This is a genomic window from Domibacillus sp. F004 (genome assembly GCF_057814295.1).
This window is the reverse complement of the sequence record NZ_JBVATB010000015.1, coordinates 1-18,120: the sequence shown is the minus strand read 5'-3', so window position 1 is coordinate 18,120 and position 18,120 is coordinate 1. Positions and strand designations below refer to the sequence as shown.

18 protein-coding genes and 2 pseudogenes are annotated in these 18,120 nt (G+C 36.6%); 8 read left to right on the top strand and 12 right to left on the bottom strand.

The window, feature by feature from the left end:
• Positions 1-312: 312 nt before the first annotated feature.
• The 4 genes from ACZYRN_RS19035 to ACZYRN_RS19020 all read right to left on the bottom strand — a co-directional run bounded on the left by ACZYRN_RS19035 (position 313) and on the right by ACZYRN_RS19020 (position 1,953).
• Positions 313-756 (bottom strand): ArpU family phage packaging/lysis transcriptional regulator, encoded by a 444-nt coding sequence (locus ACZYRN_RS19035; protein ID WP_488913155.1) that lies wholly within the window; start codon positions 754-756, stop codon positions 313-315.
• A gap of 94 nt (positions 757-850) precedes the next feature.
• On the bottom strand, positions 851-973 hold the full coding sequence (locus tag ACZYRN_RS19030) for a hypothetical protein (protein WP_488913154.1): 123 nt from the start codon (positions 971-973) through the stop codon (positions 851-853).
• 77 nt (positions 974-1,050) lie between these two features.
• Entirely contained in the window at positions 1,051-1,725 is a 675-nt protein-coding gene (locus tag ACZYRN_RS19025; protein ID WP_488913153.1) for a hypothetical protein, read from the bottom strand.
• A 24-nt stretch (positions 1,726-1,749) separates the two neighbouring features.
• Positions 1,750-1,953, bottom strand: coding sequence for an XtrA/YqaO family protein (locus tag ACZYRN_RS19020; protein WP_488913152.1), 204 nt, complete (start codon positions 1,951-1,953; stop codon positions 1,750-1,752).
• Between the two features lie 626 nt (positions 1,954-2,579).
• Here ACZYRN_RS19020 and ACZYRN_RS19015 point away from each other — a divergent pair.
• Positions 2,580-3,155 carry a hypothetical protein gene (locus ACZYRN_RS19015; protein WP_488913151.1) on the top strand — a complete coding sequence of 192 codons (576 nt, stop codon included), beginning with the start codon at positions 2,580-2,582 and terminating at the stop codon, positions 3,153-3,155.
• Here the strand turns inward: ACZYRN_RS19015 and ACZYRN_RS19010 are convergent.
• Both ACZYRN_RS19010 and ACZYRN_RS19005 read right to left on the bottom strand, forming a co-directional pair.
• Complete coding sequence (locus ACZYRN_RS19010) at positions 3,060-3,383, bottom strand: DUF1064 domain-containing protein (RefSeq protein WP_488913157.1); 324 nt, start codon at positions 3,381-3,383, stop codon at positions 3,060-3,062. The genes ACZYRN_RS19015 and ACZYRN_RS19010 overlap by 96 nt on opposite strands.
• Before the next feature lie 982 nt (positions 3,384-4,365).
• Positions 4,366-4,629 (bottom strand): DUF5320 domain-containing protein, encoded by a 264-nt coding sequence (locus tag ACZYRN_RS19005; RefSeq protein WP_488913150.1) that lies wholly within the window; start codon positions 4,627-4,629, stop codon positions 4,366-4,368.
• 354 nt (positions 4,630-4,983) lie between these two features.
• Between ACZYRN_RS19005 and ACZYRN_RS19000 the strand changes: the two genes are divergently transcribed.
• Positions 4,984-5,715 carry an LbetaH domain-containing protein gene (locus ACZYRN_RS19000; protein WP_488913149.1) on the top strand — a complete coding sequence of 244 codons (732 nt, stop codon included), beginning with the start codon at positions 4,984-4,986 and terminating at the stop codon, positions 5,713-5,715.
• 267 nt (positions 5,716-5,982) lie between these two features.
• Here the strand turns inward: ACZYRN_RS19000 and ACZYRN_RS18995 are convergent, their stop codons facing one another.
• The gene (locus tag ACZYRN_RS18995) at positions 5,983-6,552 is read right to left on the bottom strand and encodes a dihydrofolate reductase family protein (protein WP_488913156.1); all 570 of its coding nucleotides are present in this window, start codon (positions 6,550-6,552) and stop codon (positions 5,983-5,985) included.
• Between the two features lie 842 nt (positions 6,553-7,394).
• Here ACZYRN_RS18995 and ACZYRN_RS18990 point away from each other — a divergent pair.
• The 4 genes and pseudogenes from ACZYRN_RS18990 to ACZYRN_RS18975 all read left to right on the top strand — a co-directional run.
• The gene (locus tag ACZYRN_RS18990) at positions 7,395-8,126 is read left to right on the top strand and encodes a GntR family transcriptional regulator (RefSeq protein WP_488913148.1); all 732 of its coding nucleotides are present in this window, start codon (positions 7,395-7,397) and stop codon (positions 8,124-8,126) included.
• Positions 8,119-9,669: a gluconokinase gene (gene gntK, locus ACZYRN_RS18985; protein WP_488913147.1), complete on the top strand. Its 1,551-nt coding sequence runs from the start codon at positions 8,119-8,121 to the stop codon at positions 9,667-9,669. The genes ACZYRN_RS18990 and gntK overlap by 8 nt, the downstream gene beginning before the upstream one ends.
• Positions 9,670-9,687: 18 nt before the next feature.
• Entirely contained in the window at positions 9,688-11,034 is a 1,347-nt protein-coding gene (locus tag ACZYRN_RS18980; RefSeq protein WP_488913146.1) for a GntP family permease, read from the top strand.
• A gap of 77 nt (positions 11,035-11,111) precedes the next feature.
• A pseudogene (locus tag ACZYRN_RS18975) lies at positions 11,112-11,419 on the top strand (NAD(P)-binding domain-containing protein); the annotation flags it as partial.
• A gap of 317 nt (positions 11,420-11,736) precedes the next feature.
• Here ACZYRN_RS18975 and ACZYRN_RS18970 read toward each other — a convergent pair.
• Both ACZYRN_RS18970 and ACZYRN_RS18965 read right to left on the bottom strand, forming a co-directional pair.
• Positions 11,737-12,564: a protein-glutamine gamma-glutamyltransferase gene (locus tag ACZYRN_RS18970; RefSeq protein ID WP_488913145.1), complete on the bottom strand. Its 828-nt coding sequence runs from the start codon at positions 12,562-12,564 to the stop codon at positions 11,737-11,739.
• 370 nt (positions 12,565-12,934) lie between these two features.
• Entirely contained in the window at positions 12,935-14,023 is a 1,089-nt protein-coding gene (locus ACZYRN_RS18965) for a lipocalin-like domain-containing protein (protein ID WP_488913144.1), read from the bottom strand.
• Between the two features lie 447 nt (positions 14,024-14,470).
• Between ACZYRN_RS18965 and ACZYRN_RS18960 the strand changes: the two genes are divergently transcribed.
• On the top strand, positions 14,471-14,848 hold the full coding sequence (locus ACZYRN_RS18960) for a hypothetical protein (protein WP_488913143.1): 378 nt from the start codon (positions 14,471-14,473) through the stop codon (positions 14,846-14,848).
• 703 nt (positions 14,849-15,551) lie between these two features.
• On the opposite strand, the gene ACZYRN_RS18955 is transcribed toward ACZYRN_RS18960, so the two are convergent.
• Complete coding sequence (locus tag ACZYRN_RS18955) at positions 15,552-16,022, bottom strand: hypothetical protein (RefSeq protein WP_488913142.1); 471 nt, start codon at positions 16,020-16,022, stop codon at positions 15,552-15,554.
• 616 nt (positions 16,023-16,638) lie between these two features.
• Between ACZYRN_RS18955 and ACZYRN_RS18950 the strand changes: the two genes are divergently transcribed.
• Positions 16,639-17,295: a 2OG-Fe(II) oxygenase gene (locus ACZYRN_RS18950; protein WP_488913141.1), complete on the top strand. Its 657-nt coding sequence runs from the start codon at positions 16,639-16,641 to the stop codon at positions 17,293-17,295.
• 77 nt (positions 17,296-17,372) lie between these two features.
• Here ACZYRN_RS18950 and ACZYRN_RS18945 read toward each other — a convergent pair whose 3' ends face one another.
• Both ACZYRN_RS18945 and terS read right to left on the bottom strand, forming a co-directional pair.
• Complete coding sequence (locus ACZYRN_RS18945; protein ID WP_488913140.1) at positions 17,373-17,498, bottom strand: hypothetical protein; 126 nt, start codon at positions 17,496-17,498, stop codon at positions 17,373-17,375.
• Positions 17,499-17,516: 18 nt separating this feature from the next.
• Positions 17,517-18,120, bottom strand: a pseudogene (gene terS, locus ACZYRN_RS18940) (phage terminase small subunit); the annotation flags it as partial.

Here is an 18,120-nt window from a genome sequence, read left to right as displayed (position 1 = left end):
GGATCAAGTAATTCGGGTAACTCATAGTGAACCTCCAGTATCTTGCTGACATCAGCAAGATACTGCGAATAATAGGTAAGCAGTACTTGCTCCTTTATTGTTAATTTGTTCATCTAATCCCTCCCCTCCCTTTACACATTCCCAGGAAAAAAAAGGCATAAACCTATCTAATTTGTTCGTCAAATAAAGACAAAAAACACCCACGGTTATCAGTGAGTGCCTCATTCCTTATATTTCTCTACTAACATAATAACACTCCCAATAACAAAATACGTGCCACTATGCGGCCAAAATCATGCCAAAAGTCTGCCACTAATTTCCTTCCCCTTTCACGACTTCAAGCCGCAACATAAAAGCCAGTTTATAAAACGCTCTGGACTTCACTCGTCCGTAGGTTCTTGCGCTCATTCCTAACTCGTCGTGGATCATGTAATCAAATGCGTCTTCATCCTCTAAATATCTTTTTTGAATGATGGCCCGTTCGGTTCTGGAAAGACGTTTTAATGCACGGTCTAAATTGATTTCTAAGTTCTCGATTTCTTGTTCCTTCTTAGCATTCCATAAAGCTATTTCCTCCGCAGGATTTCCCACGGAATAAGTTTGGCCGTGATAACGTGGAGTATAGGCAGGGGTGATCTTCATTTCCCTTCTGATAAAGCCGATCTGTTTATAAATCCGTACACTTTCTAGCATCTCTTCTACTTTCTTTTGCGTCTCTTTTCGATCGATCTCAGGTAAAAAAGAAATTTTTCCCATTATGTAGGTCCCTCCCTTAATGTTTATAACCTCCACCTTTGCCGCGTTGTAACGTCCGCATGTGTGCATTCCCATTAATTTCCGCAATTCACGCTCAGACAGCTTCTCCTACTTCTTCTGCGGCGGCTTTTCTTGCTTCACTTCTTGGTGATTCCTCTTCCATTGTCGCAGCTGCTCTTTCAAAATCGGATTCATGACGATCACTCCTTTTTGGCAAATAAAAAAGGACACCAGACAGTGCACGGATTTCCGTGTCTGTTCAGTGTCCTCCAGTGGGCTGGCAGAACTAATATATTATGTCTTGCTTTTTTTTCTTTTTTCTTCTTCCTCAACACATTCAGAAATTAATTTAAGGAATAGTTTATTTCTATCTATTTCATTACTTATATAATCAATAGTTAATAAAAGGAAAACCCAGAATCCCCCAAAAAAAATTAGGCTTTTATTCCTTTCAAAAACATTTGTACTATCAATATTATACATTGTTATAAGCGCCGTTGTTAATACTGCGATCAAAATTGTCTGTGTTGAGCTTAATATTGAATTATAACGCGGACTTTCTGTCTTCATTTCCATATACATTTTTAATCCTTTTAAATCATTGAGGCTTTTATTTTCTTTTATTTTTTCTTTTATCTTTTGATAATTTTCGTGAAAATTCTTTGAATCAAAGTCCATTTCTCTCAATAATTCATTTCTAAAGTCGAGTGTTAGATACGGGTCACTTAACCAGTTGTATAATGAATATTTCTTTTTTTTCCTTCTTTCTAAAAGGGAGTCCAGCTTGCTAATTAGATAATCCATTATATAAATTCCTAAAAAGAGCAAAGTGTTAAATACTACGTACATCATAATGATGAAAAATAAAATTCTGGACATACTTGTCTCTTCTATGACCATTTCCACTACTGTTTGAATAGTAAAAGTCGTTACTAATGCATTTACTGACAAGTATACAATTTTGTTCACTAAATCACTCTCCTTATAATTTTCTTAGATTACCCAAAACTCCTCCCTCTCTTCTTTCTTCATCCGTTTCACTTTCCCTTGATATGTCACGATCTTGTATTCACCGTGTGGGGGCAATTCTCTCAATTTTGCTTTTCCATCACAGATCACCACCACACAAGCTTTCGATATTTCCATTATATCCAATTCCAGCATCATTGTGGAAGGATCGATCATGATATCTTTCATAGAAGGGAAGCCCCCAGTCTGTTAAAATAGAATTGCGAGTAATATTTTATAGGGCCGGGACTTTCCCTGGCTTTTTTTGTGTAAACTTTTGATTAACGGATATATTGTTTTTGTATGATATTTCCCCGTCATACTCCCCGGCAACATCTTTTCCCTTAACTCTAAGAACCATTCCTTATCTGCATTCATGATTGTTAAATCGATAAGATCGTCATAATCTTCTTTCAAAAGAGACGAATCCAACGGCACAATTAAACTCATTGAGCACGTAGCTGGTGCTGGTTTGATGTTTTCGGGAACATCTCTTACAAACCCTAGTTATTTTCGTCACATGCACCGTCTCTAAATCTTTTGAAAAGCTATCAATATAACTCATATACCAATACCGGCCCGAAGCGGCTAAAGCCCAATCTCCAATATTCATCACGCCACCCCTTTCTCAAAATAAACTGAGCTGTTCGATAAACTTCGATTCTTCTTCATCGCTAATGCACGTGCCTTGCAGCATATCGCTTCCTCCTAAAAAAACCTCAGTCTGCCGCTTTATTCTGTAAAAGCAGGCGATCTTCTTATACAACATAAAAATCAATGAATACCCTAAAGTAACTTTAAAAGGGGGATTTTTAATGAAATTAGATCAAATGTTAAAAGATCTTTTAGCAAAAGCAAACTTATATGGACTGCTCGCAAAAAAATATGAATATGTGGACCCTCAGAAGCACATATATTATTATCAAAAGCACTTTTATTACGTAATGAAGGTTGAACAACATTACATGATGTTTGAAGGGCATACCTGTGCCCCCAAAATGATGCCTAAAAGGCATAACTGCGCTCCCCAATTGATGCCTGAAAGATATGACAATGCTCCTCACATGATGCCTGAGAGAGATAACAATGCTCCTCACCTAATGCCTGAAGAAGATAACAATGCCCCTCACATGATGCCTGAGAGAGATAACAATGCTCCTCACTTAATGCCTTGGGGAGATAACAATGCCCCTCACGTGATGCCTGAGAGAGATAACAATGCTCCTCACTTAATGCCTTGGGGAGATAACAATGCCCCTCATATGATGCCTGAGAGAGATAACAATGCTCCTCACTTAATGCCTTGGGGAGATAACAATGCCCCTCACGTGATGCCTGAGAGAGATAACAATGCTCCTCATCTGATGCCTAGTCAGTTTCCAATGTATTAATTTTAGTGAGAAGCCGTTTTTTAAGGCTTCTTTTTTAATCCATGGATTATTTAACACTTCCGTTTTGTATTCCCCGACTGTCACTTCCTGACCGATTACCTTTTCAAGTAGCTTACGCCGCAATGAGAAATCTCGTGAAGCGGGTCCGCCTTTGACATCGATAATTTCTGTACGACCTTCCTTGTAAGAAACTTTAAAATCGGCCGTGTATTTCGCGCCAGTCTTTATTTTCTCACCTTTTCCAGAACAGAGATTACAGTTGATCGGGCGTCCTGTTTTCGGGCTTGTCCGCTTGCCTGATCCGTTTATTACATACTTATTTCAATACAAAAGCCGTACCAGTGTAATAACTGATACGGCTTTTCCTTATTGGTTATGCTAGAGCGACTGCTCCCTTATTATTCTGACTCTCGCTTTAATATACTCCGTTGCTTCTTTTAAAAGATCAACTTCCACATCGTCTCTTACCCCCTTTTCACAGTTCTAAAAATTACTTTTTGTAGACTCTGTTAAGATTCGTGCTGATGTTCAAGCAAAAAAAGACCGGAAAAATCGGCCTTTTTTGTCTCTGTTGTTGAACTAACACACCCGTTAGCCCAATAAGTACTCATAACATTTTTCTTCTTTTTCTCCATGTCCAAATTTGAAAACTACAGAATAGAATAATGGTCACTAATATATTGCCAAGATGGATAGATAAATACATATTACTGCTAAAGTAAATAAGATGGCAGAACTTACAAGATTCCTCCTCATTTTAATACCATAAGCACAAAAAAAGATAGCCGCAGCTAATTTTGAACAGCTTTGATAATAAGCATTATTCGAAAAAAATGAACTGCTAAAAATAAATGAAATAAGCAAAGTTGTAGAGATTAGTATTTTAAACCACAAAGGCTCTTTTAAGAATTGTTTAATCATAAATTTTATCCGCTGCATGACGGTATAACTCCCTTCAAGATACTTTTAATTCTACTTAAGCATATGGTGTGTTTTTCAAATGTATCACTTCCCTGTATGCTAGCATGAATATCGTTGAAAAGGGTTCATTTATTGAAATGCTTCTTCGACTAACCTGCTCCGTTAGTTCAATAAGGAAATTAACACTATTCACTAGCAGAGCCTTAATCCAAAGTTTCGAAACTCCCCCCAAACACTTATTTACATAGTGGAAAAGCCGTATCAGTATACGGACTGACACGGCTTTTACTTATTGATCTCGATTAAGCAGCTGTTCTTTGATTGCTTTTATTTCCTCTTTAATACTCTCCATTTCTTCCTTTAAAAACGTAATCTTCACACCAGCATCAGACAATCCAATTCGTCTTCGCGCCAGAACAGCTTTGCTGGAGGAAATGAGGCAGATTTGGGAAGTAATCAAAAAACGGGGATTAATAAAGGACGATAAAAACAAAATTTTGTCGTCTTGTCTAAGCAAGAAGACATCAGTAGCAATTCTGTTAAGTTTCGACACTATTCATTCGACGAAATTAAAAAAGTCGATTCCCTAATTAGAGAATCAACTTTAAAAATATTTATTCAACTAAAGTTCCCGTTTGTTGAAGAAGAAGCTGCCGAATCTGCCTTCCTTTGTTGAACTTAAGTCCCCATTAGCCAACCATGACGTATTGCTAGTTAATAAGGAACATACCTTTATGTGTATCCTATACAAAACTAGTTAATATAGTAGATTTAATTAACACTTCCTGATTTTAGTAATATTCTATAAAACCTGTATTAACTAATAGACAATTGAACAAGCATTGTTATTAATGGTGAATAGAATAAGATTGTACCACTCATTATTCATTCTTGAAGGAGGAAATTAATGGCTAAAAAGAAAAAGAAAGAATCCCCCAAAAAACCACAGTTTGATTCAAATTTTGATCCAAAAGGTCCATTTAATGCCTTTGTGAGATTTCTGGCACCCAATCCGGTCACCTCATTTAATCCTGTCAGCCGGCAGCCGAAGATCAATAATACGGCCTTTATAAGCCCTTTCGTCAGTGTAATTGGAGATGTAACCATAGAAGATAATGTATTTGTGGCCCCTACTGCTACTATTCGTGCCGATGAAGGATTCCCTTTTTTCATTGGTCGCAACACTAATATCCAAGACGGTGTCATTTTACATGGATTACGGGACCAGCGATTTAAGGTAAACTGTAAAAGGTTTTCTATTTTTATCGGTGAAGGAGTAACGGTTGCCCACGGTGCGATTGTACACGGGCCAGTTGTGATTAAGGATGATGTATTTATTGGATTTAAATCCATTGTTTTTAATGCCATTGTCGGGAAAGGTTCGTTTATATCATCAAATGCGGTTGTTACAAATGGTGTTCGTATTGCACCGAACCGATTCGTGCCGCCGGGAGCTACTATTGATACCCAGGAAAAAGCAGATACACTTAGATCAGTTCCTGCAGATCGAGAAGAATTTGCAAGGGAAGTGCAGGAAGTCAACAGAGAGTTTCCTGCAGCCTACTCTTTAGAATTTGGCGATGTCCGATGTTCATGTGGACTCGCTTGCGACAATATCAAAAATAAAAACAAAAAGTAGTTATGTATCACCTGTTCATCTTTAATGACCATTGGAAACCGTTAATTTGACAATCAACAAATGGGGTTAGTTGACTAAAGGATGGGAAACCTTACTGGTTATGGTTTCCCATCCATTGTTCTCATTATCAACATTAACATTTAAAACTGCTTACTTTACCTATACGTTTTATATAAAATCAATTGCAGATGAGTAAATAGACAAAAACAAGCATTGATATTACATTTTTCTTTCATCCTTGGATTTGGCATATCATTATGCTTATGATTACTTCTCATTAAGATGATAACGTAGTTGAACAACGCCAGAGGAGAACCTTTTGCTATTAACCAGTTTTAGATTCAACCTCTGTTTTATGTCAATAAACAAGGGTTTTCCTTCTCCCAAAATAACAGGGTGCACAGATAATCTAAATTCATCAACAAGCCCTAAATTTATAAAAGTTGTAATTAGACTTGCTCCACCATAAAGCCAGATGTCTTTACCAGGCTTATTCTTTAATTTATTTACTTCTTCAAAAATATTATCATTTATGAATATTGCTTTATTATCAGTCCATTTTTGTGTTCTGGAAAACACATATTTTTCTTTACTATGGACTAATTTCCAAATTTCTTTTTCGGTATCAGAAGCTTCATTTTCTGGAGTATATTGTCCCCATAAATCATAGCTTTTTCTTCCATATAAAATAGTATCAATATGATTTAAGAAATTAATGAATCCCATATCAGAGTCCATAATACACCAGTCAACTTCCCCTTTTTGTCCTTCAATAAATCCATCTAAAGTAACTGCTAAATCTAAAATTATTCTTCTTGGTCTTTCGTTATTGTACATAGTTTCTCCTCCTTTTTTATCCTGAAAACATTGTTTTTCCACCAGGTTTATATATATTTCTTCATATTTGTCGGTTGTAGGTTTCAACGTAAAGATACTAATATTATTCAACTACCCTGCCCCGTTAGTTTAACAAGGAAGTCAACATTAGTCGCTAATAGAGCCTTAATCCAAAGTTTCAAAACTCCTCCCAAAATAAGTAAATAGCCGTACCAGTATACTGACTGATACGGCTTTTACTTATTGATTTCGATTGAGCTGCTGTTCTTTGATCGCTTTTATTTTCTCTTTTGTACTCTCCGTTTCTTCTTTTAAAAACTCAATCTTCACATCGCCTGGAGACAATTCAATCCTTATTAAGACCCCTTACAGCAGAACAGCTTTATTGGAGGAACTGTGGCAGATTTGGAGAGTGATCAAAAACATGGACTAAATAAATAAACTCGCTACGGGATATATTTATTTTTATTTTACATTCGATGGACTTATTAAGAACAACTAACAAATCCCGCTGGATGTGTTATTCCTCCAGCGGGATTTTTCTTCGATTTACAGTTACTTATGATACGGTTCTCCGTAACATATCAAAATGAGAAGAATTAACTTCGTTATTATTTAGCATCTAATCCTTTAAATCTACAATATTCTGTTTTAAGGAAGACCCATTTTGATATTTTTATAGGTCCAATGATTTCCCCCCTATTATTCTAAACTCCCAACAAACTCCGAATTATTTTAACAAGAATCTAGTTAAATTAAAATAAAAGCGCTTGCATTATTAAACGTCTCGATTATAATACTTGTATACAAGTATACTTGAATTTTATTGATAAGGTGATTCTATGAGCAAATCTAAGGAACTTCTATACCCCGAAAAATGGCTTTCCAAAGCTTCAGTTGGAGACCGTGTAACCCATGAGCTTAGAATGCGTATTATTTCCGGCATGATTGAAAGCGGTACCGTCTTATCAGAAAATAAATTAGCTGTAGAATTTTCTGTGAGTCGATCGCCGGTTCGTGATGCGTTAAAAATATTGGCATCTGAAAATATCATCCGATTACAAAGAATGGGTGCCGTTGTTGTTGGTTTAACAGAAAAAGAATATGCAGAAATTTACGATGTACGTTTACTCATCGAAACGTTTGTATTTGAACGGCTTGTAAGGATGGACACGATTGAATTAGTAACGGAACTTAGTAAAATACTAGAAATGATGAAAATTGCCATAAAATACCGAGATGCTGATGAGTTTTCTTATCAGGATGTCCTATTCCACGAAACAATTATTCGGTCCGTCAATCATTCCTACATCCTGATGATCTGGGATAATTTGAAACCTGTGATGGAAAGCTTAATTGTTCTATCCATGCGCAGTCGTTTTAAAGAAAAGTATGAAGACTTTACACGAATCATAAATAATCATCAACTTTATATTGACGCGATCAAAACAAAAGATCGAGACCTCATGATTAAGTCTTTACATGAAAACTTTGATGATGTTCAAGAGAAAGTGGAAGACTTATGGATGTCCCAACAGATGCTTTCAAAAGGAGTCGAACAAGAAAATGAATAGCTCTATATCTATATTAGGTGTAGACATCGGTACAACAAGTACAAAAGCCGTTTTATTTACGAAAAAAGGCGATGTCATTCAGCAAGAGAATATTGGTTATCCTCTTTACACACCGGATATGACAACAGCTGAACAAGACCCAGAGGAGATTTTTCAGGCTGTTTTGAAAGCCATTTCAAATATAACGAAACAGCATTCAGATAAAAAACTCTCATTTATTTCATTTAGCAGTGCGATGCATAGTGTTATAGCTATGGATGAAAATGACCAGCCGCTGACCCCTTGTATCACTTGGGCAGATAATCGCAGTGAGGCTTGGGCCCATAAAATAAAAGATGAATTAGATGGGCATGAAGTTTACAAACGAACCGGAACACCGATTCATCCGATGTCACCATTATCCAAAATCACCTGGATTGTGAATGATCGCCCAGAGATCGCAACCAACGTTAAAAAGTTTATCGGGATTAAAGAATATATCTTTAAAAAGTTCTTTGATCAATATGTTGTCGATTATTCTCTTGCTTCATGCATGGGCTTGATGAATCTCAAAAACTTGGATTGGGATGAGGAAGCTCTAAGAATTGCTGGAATAACACGTGATCAATTATCTGAACTCGTACCCACAACAAAGATCTTTAATAACTGTGACCCAGATTTAGCCAAACAGATTGGGATTGATCCACAAACCTCTTTTGTCATTGGGGCAAGTGATGGTGTCCTTTCAAATCTAGGTGTAAACGCTATCCGGAAAGGTGAAATCGCTGTCACGATTGGGACAAGCGGTGCGATTCGGACGATTATTGACGAGCCGCAAACAGACGAAAAAGGAAGAATCTTTTGCTATGCCTTAACGGAAAAGCATTGGGTGATTGGTGGGCCGGTAAACAATGGCGGGATGGTCCTTCGCTGGATCCGCGATGAATTTGCTTCTTCCGAGGTAGAAACAGCCAAAAGACTCGGAATCGACGCTTATGAAGTCTTAACCAAGATTGCCGAACGCGTAAGACCAGGCGCTGATGGATTGTTATTCCATCCATATCTTGCAGGTGAACGTGCACCATTATGGAATCCAGACGTGCGGGGTTCATTTTTCGGATTAACACTCTCGCATAAGAAAGAACATATGATTCGAGCAGCTCTAGAAGGAGTCATTTACAATTTATACACAGTACTTTTAGCCTTAACCGAATGTATGGACGGTCCTGTGACCCGAATTAAAGCTACGGGAGGCTTCGCAAGGTCGGATGTTTGGCGACAAATGATGTCCGATATCTTCGAATCGGAAGTCGTAGTTCCAGAAAGCTATGAAAGTTCGTGCCTAGGTGCTTGTATATTAGGATTATATGCCACCGGGGAAATCGATTCCTTCGAAGTAGTTTCTGAAATGATAGGCAGTACCCACAAGCACACACCGAAAGAAGAGTCTACAACAGAATATAGGCAACTGCTGCCGATTTTTATTAACCTATCAAGGGCATTAGAAAACGAATATACACAAATTGCGAGTTATCAACGAAACTTAATAAGCACAACTAGATAAACATTTGGAGGGATTACAATGCCATTAGTTATTGTAGCAATTGGAATTTTAGCATTACTCGTACTAATTATGGGCTTCAAATTAAACACCTTTGTTTCATTAATCATTGTATCATTTGGAGTAGCTTTAGCACTTGGGATGCCACTTGAGGAAATTGTTAAAACCATTGAAGCAGGATTAGGCGGAACACTTGGTCACTTAGCGTTAATCTTTGGACTTGGAGCGATGTTGGGTAAGTTAATCGCAGATTCAGGCGGCGCGCAACGCATTGCGATGACCCTCGTGAACAAATTTGGAGAAAAAAATATTCAATGGGCGGTTGTTGCTGCTTCATTCATTATCGGTATCGCGTTATTTTTTGAAGTAGGATTAGTATTATTAATTCCAATCGTCTTTGCAATTTCAAGAGAATTAAGGGTTTCGATTCTTTATCTCGGTATTCCGATGGTAGCCGCTTTATCGGTAACACACGGTTTCTTACCACCACACCCAGGACCAACGGTTATTGCAGGTGAATATGGCGCAGATCTTGGTCAGGTTTTACTTTACGGGTTCATTATTGCGGTTCCAACCGTTATTTTAGCTGGACCGGTTTTTACAAAATTAGCGAAAAAACTGGTACCTGAATCATTTACAAAAACAGGAAGCATTGCCTCTTTAGGTGAACAAAAAACATTTAAACTTGAAGACACGCCTGGATTTGGAATCAGTGTATTCACGGCTATGCTTCCTGTTATTTTAATGTCAATTGCAACAATTATTACTTTGCTTCAAAAAACATTAGGATTTGAAGATAATACATTTTTAGGCATTGTCCGTTTTATTGGTGACGCCTCAACTTCTATGTTGATTTCTTTATTATTTGCTGTCTATAGTATGGGATTAGCAAGAAAAATTCCAATGAAAGATATCATGGATTCTTGTACAACAGCGATCTTGCATATCGGAATGATGCTTTTAATTATCGGGGGCGGCGGAGCCTTCAAACAAGTATTAATTAATGGCGGCGTAGGTGACTATGTGGCTGAATTATTTAAAGGAACTGCATTATCACCAATCTTACTTGCCTGGATCATCGCTGCTATCTTACGGATTGCTCTAGGGTCTGCCACCGTTGCAGCTTTAACAACTGCCGGTTTAGTAATTCCAATGTTAGGACAATCTGACGTGAACCTTGCTTTAGTGGTACTTGCAACAGGAGCGGGAAGTTTAATTGCTTCACACGTTAATGATGCTGGTTTCTGGATGTTTAAAGAGTACTTTGGTTTAAGTATGAAAGAAACATTTGCAACATGGACCCTGCTTGAGACGATTGTTTCAGTAGCTGGATTAGGATTTATTTTATTACTAAGCTTATTTGTATAAGCCTTTCCGGGCAGTAAATCCCCACTTATGAGAGGGATTTACTGCCTATTATTCTTACATAAAAGGAGCAGAACTAAATGTTCAATACAATTGGTGTCGTTGGTTTAGGAGTATGGGTAGTAATATCGCTTTAACCATGGCTAGTAAAGGAGAACAAGTCGCTTTCTATAACTACACAAGAGATTTAACGGATCAGCGTGTTGCTAAATTGGACAGTCAGTCGCTCCATCCGTATTACGAAAATCAAGACTTTGTGCAGTCCCTGGAAACTCCAAGAAAGATTTTTCTAATGGTGACTGCGAGTAAGCCGCTCAACTCGGTGATTAATTCATTACTTCCTCATCTTGAGGCAGACGATATCATCATGGACGGCGGTAACTCCCATTAAGTAGCTGTTCTTTGATCGCTTTTATTTCTCTTTTGTGCTTTTGGTTTCTTCTTTTAAAAACTCAATCTTCACATCGCCTGGAGACAATTCAATCCTTATTAAGACCCCTTGCAGCAGAACAGCTTTGCTGGAGGAAATGCGGCAGATTTGGAGAGTGATCAAAAACATGGACTAAATAAATAAACACGTAGATGCATGTATTATTTTTGCATATCAAATTTTTTCAAAAACAGGTTCTTTTTTATCGATAACTCAACGTTTTCAGCAGTACTTTGATCGAATTTTATTTTAAACCAATACTTTTAGGTTGGCGATTACAAATAGAACACATATCGATCAAATGAAATCGAACTTTCGTTATGTTGAACGACGATATGTTGATATTTAGGAATCGAATAAGCTCGTTGTGACATCGAAAGTTTCGCTAAATGTTTAAAAGATGGTCTTGTAACTAAATTTGTCAGATAGGCTGATTGATTTGTCCCTGGCTTTCTCCTTTTATTCAGAGCATGAATCATTTGTTCAGCTGTCTTTATGGCTAACCCATGGCCAAAATAGGTACCATCTCCTAGAACAACGGCATTTTCTCCTCTCCACTGAGGGGTTTTCGGATCGAAGTCCGGATTCTTAAAATAGACGACATCTCCAGGCAAAAAATGGCCTGTATAATTTGATATTAATACTAAGTCAGGATCAACATGCCAGCTGTATAAATAGATGTTTTGAAATAATTGATTAAATAAGGATTCGCCAATAAGGTTTAGGACCGCATGGTAATAGATAATGACCTTTGCCGTTGCACATTCAAACGCATATTGTGAACTGTTCATGTAGATATCTTGAATCGCGTCTGATGGTTTTACACTATCCCGCAGCAGGAATCCACCAGTACTCGTCAAATCCCAGTATTGAGGATTACAACGGGATTTTGCTAATACTACAAACCGCACATTGCTTTGATTCATGGCTCTTGCACTTAATATGATATTTTTTCGTAACTTAAGCTCAAACGACAATTCGCGTATGGATTGATACGAGTAAACGACTGTATCTTCATTCATCCGTTGAATGATCATACTTTCAATGCTAGCAGACGGCCACATGTCACTTTGTTGAAAGGGCTTCCCCGATAGTTGAATCATTATATACCTCTTTCCAAGTTCGCGTATTCATTTACATTATTACCTAGCATATTCAAGCACCGTTTTAATGTGTACACAAATGAAACAATCCGTCCTTTTTCAGTTTGAACCCCGTCGTTCGGTTACTCCAAGAACTTGGATTGTTCATTCTTATATCATCATTTGCGATCCTATGGCTAAGAACGTTAAACTTGATGGTTTGACCATGAGATTGTTCCAACATTCCTTAAAAAGTCTTAACGACCAGAAATGAAAACAACTAAAAAAATCCCGCTGGATTCGTTATTCCTCCAGCGGGATTTTTCTTTGGTTTACATACGGTTCACTTTAATATGTCTATATGAGGTTTATTGAATATATCTTAATTAGTTTAAAATGCATAACCTACTAGTTCCATAAATCCTTTTCCATCTAATGTTTTCCTCTTTCCATTAGAAAGGGTTTCCTGTCCCGACAGATTACAGGTTCCTTCCCAGATTGCTTGAAGCGGTCCAATGATGGGCATTTCCTGTTCTCGGAATGTTGCAATTACGTGTAATTCTATTGAAAATTCAGGGATGATTATTTTCCATTCTATCGGATATCTAGCTTTCGTTTTTAAGCTATCCCAATATTTTATTTTTTGAAAAGAAACATCTCTTGTAAAACGAATAGATCCGTCCCGTTCAATTAAATTAGCCATTGGAGAAAATGTTTTCTTTGATTTGTTCGAACGCATCTCATTTAAAAGCAGCTCACGGCCATCATCCAGTTGAAGACCAAACCAATTCCAACCAAAGCCTTTAATTATTCCATCATCAACTCCCCATTGATGATCAAACCATCCCTGTCCTCTTACACTCTCAATTCCTTTCTCAGTTTGAATTTGCCCCTGAACACTATTTTTGGTAAAGGAATAATAATATAAATCATCTGGCTTTCCATCTTCACCGATTAATGAAATTGGCTTAACAGGAGTGAATTGTAGATCTATCCCTAAATTTTTTTCAATTAAATGTACGTTAAAACACTCTTCTTTTTCACCGAAAAATGTTAATTTATTATCACCATATATTAATTGGGTTGGATTTTGTTTTATTTTCGTCTTTTTCACTTGAGAATGCGGCGAAGGTATTTGACCTAACAAAAGGCTTTTATATAATTTCCAGATTCTTATATCTGCTGGATGAAGTAATAAATAGACAGGAAGATACATTGCAACCATATTCCATTTTAATTTCGAGTCAATTAATGAATAGTTATGCTGTTTTTTCTTATTAAGATCAATCAAATTATAGATTAAATAATGACCTTTATTGCACTCTGTTTCTCCTACCCGGAAAAAGGAAGCCATCATAGCATATCGACCTCCCTGATTTCCGGTAAGATAAGTAAAGTAGTACCACCACTCGATATTAGTAAATAAGTGAGGACCTGTATCTTTTGGAAGTGAAATCTCTTTGGTGAGCTTTTTAATCACTATAGCCACACACCTTACTGTTTTTAGTAAGGTATGCACAAACAAGTGATACGGTTCCCTCAATTAATTCTAAAGATACCTACAGACTCTATGATGTACACCCACTTTTTCTGTAAGTTTCTTATAAGTGATCGTCTCTTTTCTTCTGCCTGTTTAATTAATACATCTCAACCGTGAAATGCTCTTGGTTCATGCCTTGGTTGATGATTCATAGTTGATGTTCACCCTTCTAAAATCTATGAACACCTTTTTAGATCCTTTTACTTAGATACGTAAGAAAATTATAGCTAATTAGATTATATAATTAACAAAAATTAATAGATATGACATTATTGGTCGTGTTTTGTCGAATAGTAAATATAGAAACAGATCTTTTGTTATGGGATAATAGGATTAATTAGTCAATTACTTATTATTAGCATGTTACAGTATGCTTTTGTTTTAATCATGTCACGGTACATTTTTCATGATATTTATTACGTAGCTATTAATAGTTTTTTAGATGTAAAAATTACGGCCGATAAATTAGAAGTGGGTATTAACATTGAAAATACAACTGATGGAGTATTAATGTTTTACCCGGATCAAGGTAGTGCGGTCATTGAAGACATGCAAGTAGACGCTAACCTCTTCCTTACCGACGGAACTATTGGCGGTGACGTACAGGGTAGCGTAAAACAAGAAGGTGTTCTTGAGTTCCTTGCTCCTGATGGCAAAGAAATAGATGTAGATGCCGTAAAAGAAATCAAGTTTGTATTTGGAGATGTAACAACTGAGGATTTCATGACCTCTGAGCCTGTTAATTTCACGCTTCCAGTTCAATAATTTAATATCTTCTAATAACTCTGTCTTTTATTCGGCAGAGTTTTGTTATATACTCGAGCCAAATATATATTTACAAAAATATATATTTGTACCAATTAATGATTGATACGGCTTTTACTTATTCATCTCGATTAAGCAGCTGTTCTTTGATTGCTTTTATTTTCTTATACTTTCCGTTTTTTCTTTTAAAAACTTAACTTTTACATCGCCTGGAGACAATTCAATCCTTATTAAGACCCCTTGCAGCAGAACAGCTTTATTGGAGGAATTGTGGCAGATTTGGGAAGTAATCAAAAAAAGAGGACTTAATAAATAAAAACGCTATAGTATATTTTTCTTTTATAATATAAAAGATTCCTTTTTTGAATACTACCAGTTGTATCTGTTTTATTGCTACCTACATTAATTATTCTGTTTTTTCTCTAATTGAAATATCCCTATCTTCTCGAAAGGAATTAGGGATATTATTGAGCCTGTAGATTTTAATAAAATATTTTATTTTTCTACTCAACGGTTTCTATTAAAAACGGATTGCTTCCTCTGAATACTTCGTAAACTTTTGTCCTTTTATAGCCTTAATAAAATCCCCTCCAAGTAGTAGTGTAACATTCCATGATTAACATGGTCTTTTTACACTGTCTACCTAAAGGGGATAATATCACCTTGCAAGGTCTTTTTTGATGGCCATATGCATATCCTTGGCTTAATGGTCGTCTCCCTGCTCAAGCCGGCCATCTTGCTGCCCCGCTAATTCCATTTCATGAAAAAGCGAGAGTTCGGACAGGTCAGTATGTTCGTCAGGGCCGAATTTGTTGGTCAGATAGCCTTCATAGCGTGCGTCCATCATGCCGATAAACCCTTCCGGTTTGTCTAAAACAGCCTGGCCGGTTAATTTATAAGCAAGCAGCGCAGTTTGAACAAAACGCATTTTTTCGCGATGGGTAAAGTTGCCCCATTCCGTCACGGAAAATGAGTGAATGGTTTCTTTGCTGATGGTCTGTTCACCCAAAAAATCGTTTTCCTCTCCGCCCATATTTTCAGAAGCGACAAGGGATTCTATTTTTCCAAATAGGCTGGAAGAAGACCATTCTTCCACTGTAGCGGATAAGCTTAATCCAGCACTTAACAGCACCATAAAGACCGGCATAAGCAGCAACATGAGTACATATTTCATAAGAGGCATCTCCTTTTTTACGTAATGTGCTAGGTGTCCTGATGTAAATAGATGCCGGGGATTTTTGCCTTGCTGTTTCTCATAAAACAAAAGCATCGTTCCCCGTAACCTCTATCTTTTCTACAAAAGTGGAAGTTTATTCAAAAAAACATGAAAAATATTCCTTATCAACAGACGAGTTAACAGGGGACACAAGAGGAAAAGCCGGCTCTCTTTTTTATATCCCCATGATTTGTGAAAAAGTGGCTGTGACATGCCCTCTGTTTCTATCTTTGTTAACGATGTGTTTTTAATCTCTTCACGAAAATAAATAACAGGCTATGCGAAAAATAAGTATCAATAAAGTTTCAATTCTCAACCAATCCCTCTCTTTTATAAGATGGGGTTTTGTTTTAAACTAAAAAAGAACATATATTTATAAAATAAAAAGCCATACCAGTATAATAACTGATACGGCTTTTACTTATTGGTTACAGTTGAATTAGGTCAACCATACCCTTCGTCAAACAACACATATTTTATATGATATAATTATCATATATAGCCGCTTACACAAATAAAATAAATAAATTATTCAGAAAATTAAATCTTTTAAAGGGGCTGATGAAAGTTGATAATGGATAGTAAACAATCAACTATTAAAGAACAAACTATTTTTAGTCATATTGCAAATAGTATCCAAACTGAAGATAGAGAAATTAATATCATCACTCGATTAGAAGAACCGTTAATTGTTGTTTTGGAAAATGTTTTAAGCGATGAAGAATGTGACGAGTTAATTAGATTATCAAAAGATAAATATAAATTGAAACGTTCAAAAATTGGGAATAACCGCGAGATAAATGAGCTTAGAACAAGCAGTAGTACATTCATTGAAGAAGGCGAAAATGACATTGTTACTAGAATTGAAAAAAGAATATCACATATTATGGGTGTACCCGTTGAGCATGGGGAAGGTATTCAAATTCTTAATTATAAAGTTGGTCAAGAGTTCAAGTCTCATTATGACTTCTTTTCATCAGAAAACAAATCAAATAGTAATCCCAGGATTAGTACACTCGTTATGTATTTAAATGATGTGGAAGAAGGAGGAGAAACCCTTTTTCCTAAGCTTAATTTTTCAGTTTCTCCACAAAAGGGTATGGCAGTATACTTCGAATATTTTTATGATGATGACGCTTTAAACAAGCTAACTTTACATAGTGGAGTACCAGTTATAAAAGGAGAAAAATGGGCTGCATCACAGTGGATGAGAAGAAAAAGAATGAACTGAAATATGTGTTTGCAAAGGGATTCAAATTTAAAGTCTCTAAAAATGAACAAACTAGTTAAAAAAGCTAGGAATTTCGCCTAACTCTCAATTTCTTCAATATTTGATTGCTGGCAGCGTGCTAATCCAATTAAGAGAAAAATCAACAACGGACAAATAAAAAAATTTTTTTCACGCTTTTCCCCCTTGTTTTTTTCCTTTTTCAATTAACCTGCTCCGTTAGTTCAATAATTATCACCTTTTCGCTTGATGACAATTTCAATCGGAGCATCATCGTTACTAAATATCCTATCGACTTCGGCTTTTGTTTTCTGGATGTTCAGATTTATTTGCTCAAGCTTCAAACGGCGTTCATCGTGAACGTGAGCCTGCTCATCAAACTGCTTGATTAAGCTGCGCAATTCACCCATTGCACGGGACTGAGCTGTAAGAAAGGTTGCATGACGATCCCAAGCAAATTGTATATCCCATTTATCAGCACCACTTTCTCCAAAACCGGATTGACTTTTTTCTTTTGCTATATCGTCCTTATCTTCAACATACATAATTTTCTGCGCCCGAATAATAGCAGCATATTGAATCTGAATCTGCTGCCAGATTAAATCAGTAGCGGAAAACTCATTCATGCTGTCCATAATTTCAAGTGTTTCCTCCGGCAGAAACTTCGCAAAGAAGCCATGCTTCTGAGCGTTTGAGTTTCATTTTGGAGGCGCTGCTGATTTGTTCCCTTTATTACCTATCCCATTAGAATTACCAACGGGTGCACCCTTCTTTTTGGTTGCAACCTTTTCAATTTTGGTTGCATCCTTTTTCGTCGGATCCCTTGAC

Coding starts and splice junctions, on each gene's coding strand:
- ACZYRN_RS18955 (WP_488913142.1), bottom strand. CDS start 16,022: ATGAAATATGTACTCATGTTGCTGCTTATGCCGGTCTTTATGGTGCTG.
- ACZYRN_RS18990 (WP_488913148.1), top strand. CDS start 7,395: ATGAGCAAATCTAAGGAACTTCTATACCCCGAAAAATGGCTTTCCAAA.
- ACZYRN_RS19020 (WP_488913152.1), bottom strand. CDS start 1,953: ATGAAAGATATCATGATCGATCCTTCCACAATGATGCTGGAATTGGAT.
- ACZYRN_RS18950 (WP_488913141.1), top strand. CDS start 16,639: ATGGATAGTAAACAATCAACTATTAAAGAACAAACTATTTTTAGTCAT.
- gntK (WP_488913147.1), top strand. CDS start 8,119: ATGAATAGCTCTATATCTATATTAGGTGTAGACATCGGTACAACAAGT.
- ACZYRN_RS19000 (WP_488913149.1), top strand. CDS start 4,984: ATGGCTAAAAAGAAAAAGAAAGAATCCCCCAAAAAACCACAGTTTGAT.
- ACZYRN_RS18980 (WP_488913146.1), top strand. CDS start 9,688: ATGCCATTAGTTATTGTAGCAATTGGAATTTTAGCATTACTCGTACTA.
- ACZYRN_RS18995 (WP_488913156.1), bottom strand. CDS start 6,552: ATGTACAATAACGAAAGACCAAGAAGAATAATTTTAGATTTAGCAGTT.
- ACZYRN_RS19015 (WP_488913151.1), top strand. CDS start 2,580: ATGAAATTAGATCAAATGTTAAAAGATCTTTTAGCAAAAGCAAACTTA.
- ACZYRN_RS18970 (WP_488913145.1), bottom strand. CDS start 12,564: ATGATTCAACTATCGGGGAAGCCCTTTCAACAAAGTGACATGTGGCCG.
- ACZYRN_RS18960 (WP_488913143.1), top strand. CDS start 14,471: ATGTCACGGTACATTTTTCATGATATTTATTACGTAGCTATTAATAGT.
- ACZYRN_RS19035 (WP_488913155.1), bottom strand. CDS start 756: ATGGGAAAAATTTCTTTTTTACCTGAGATCGATCGAAAAGAGACGCAA.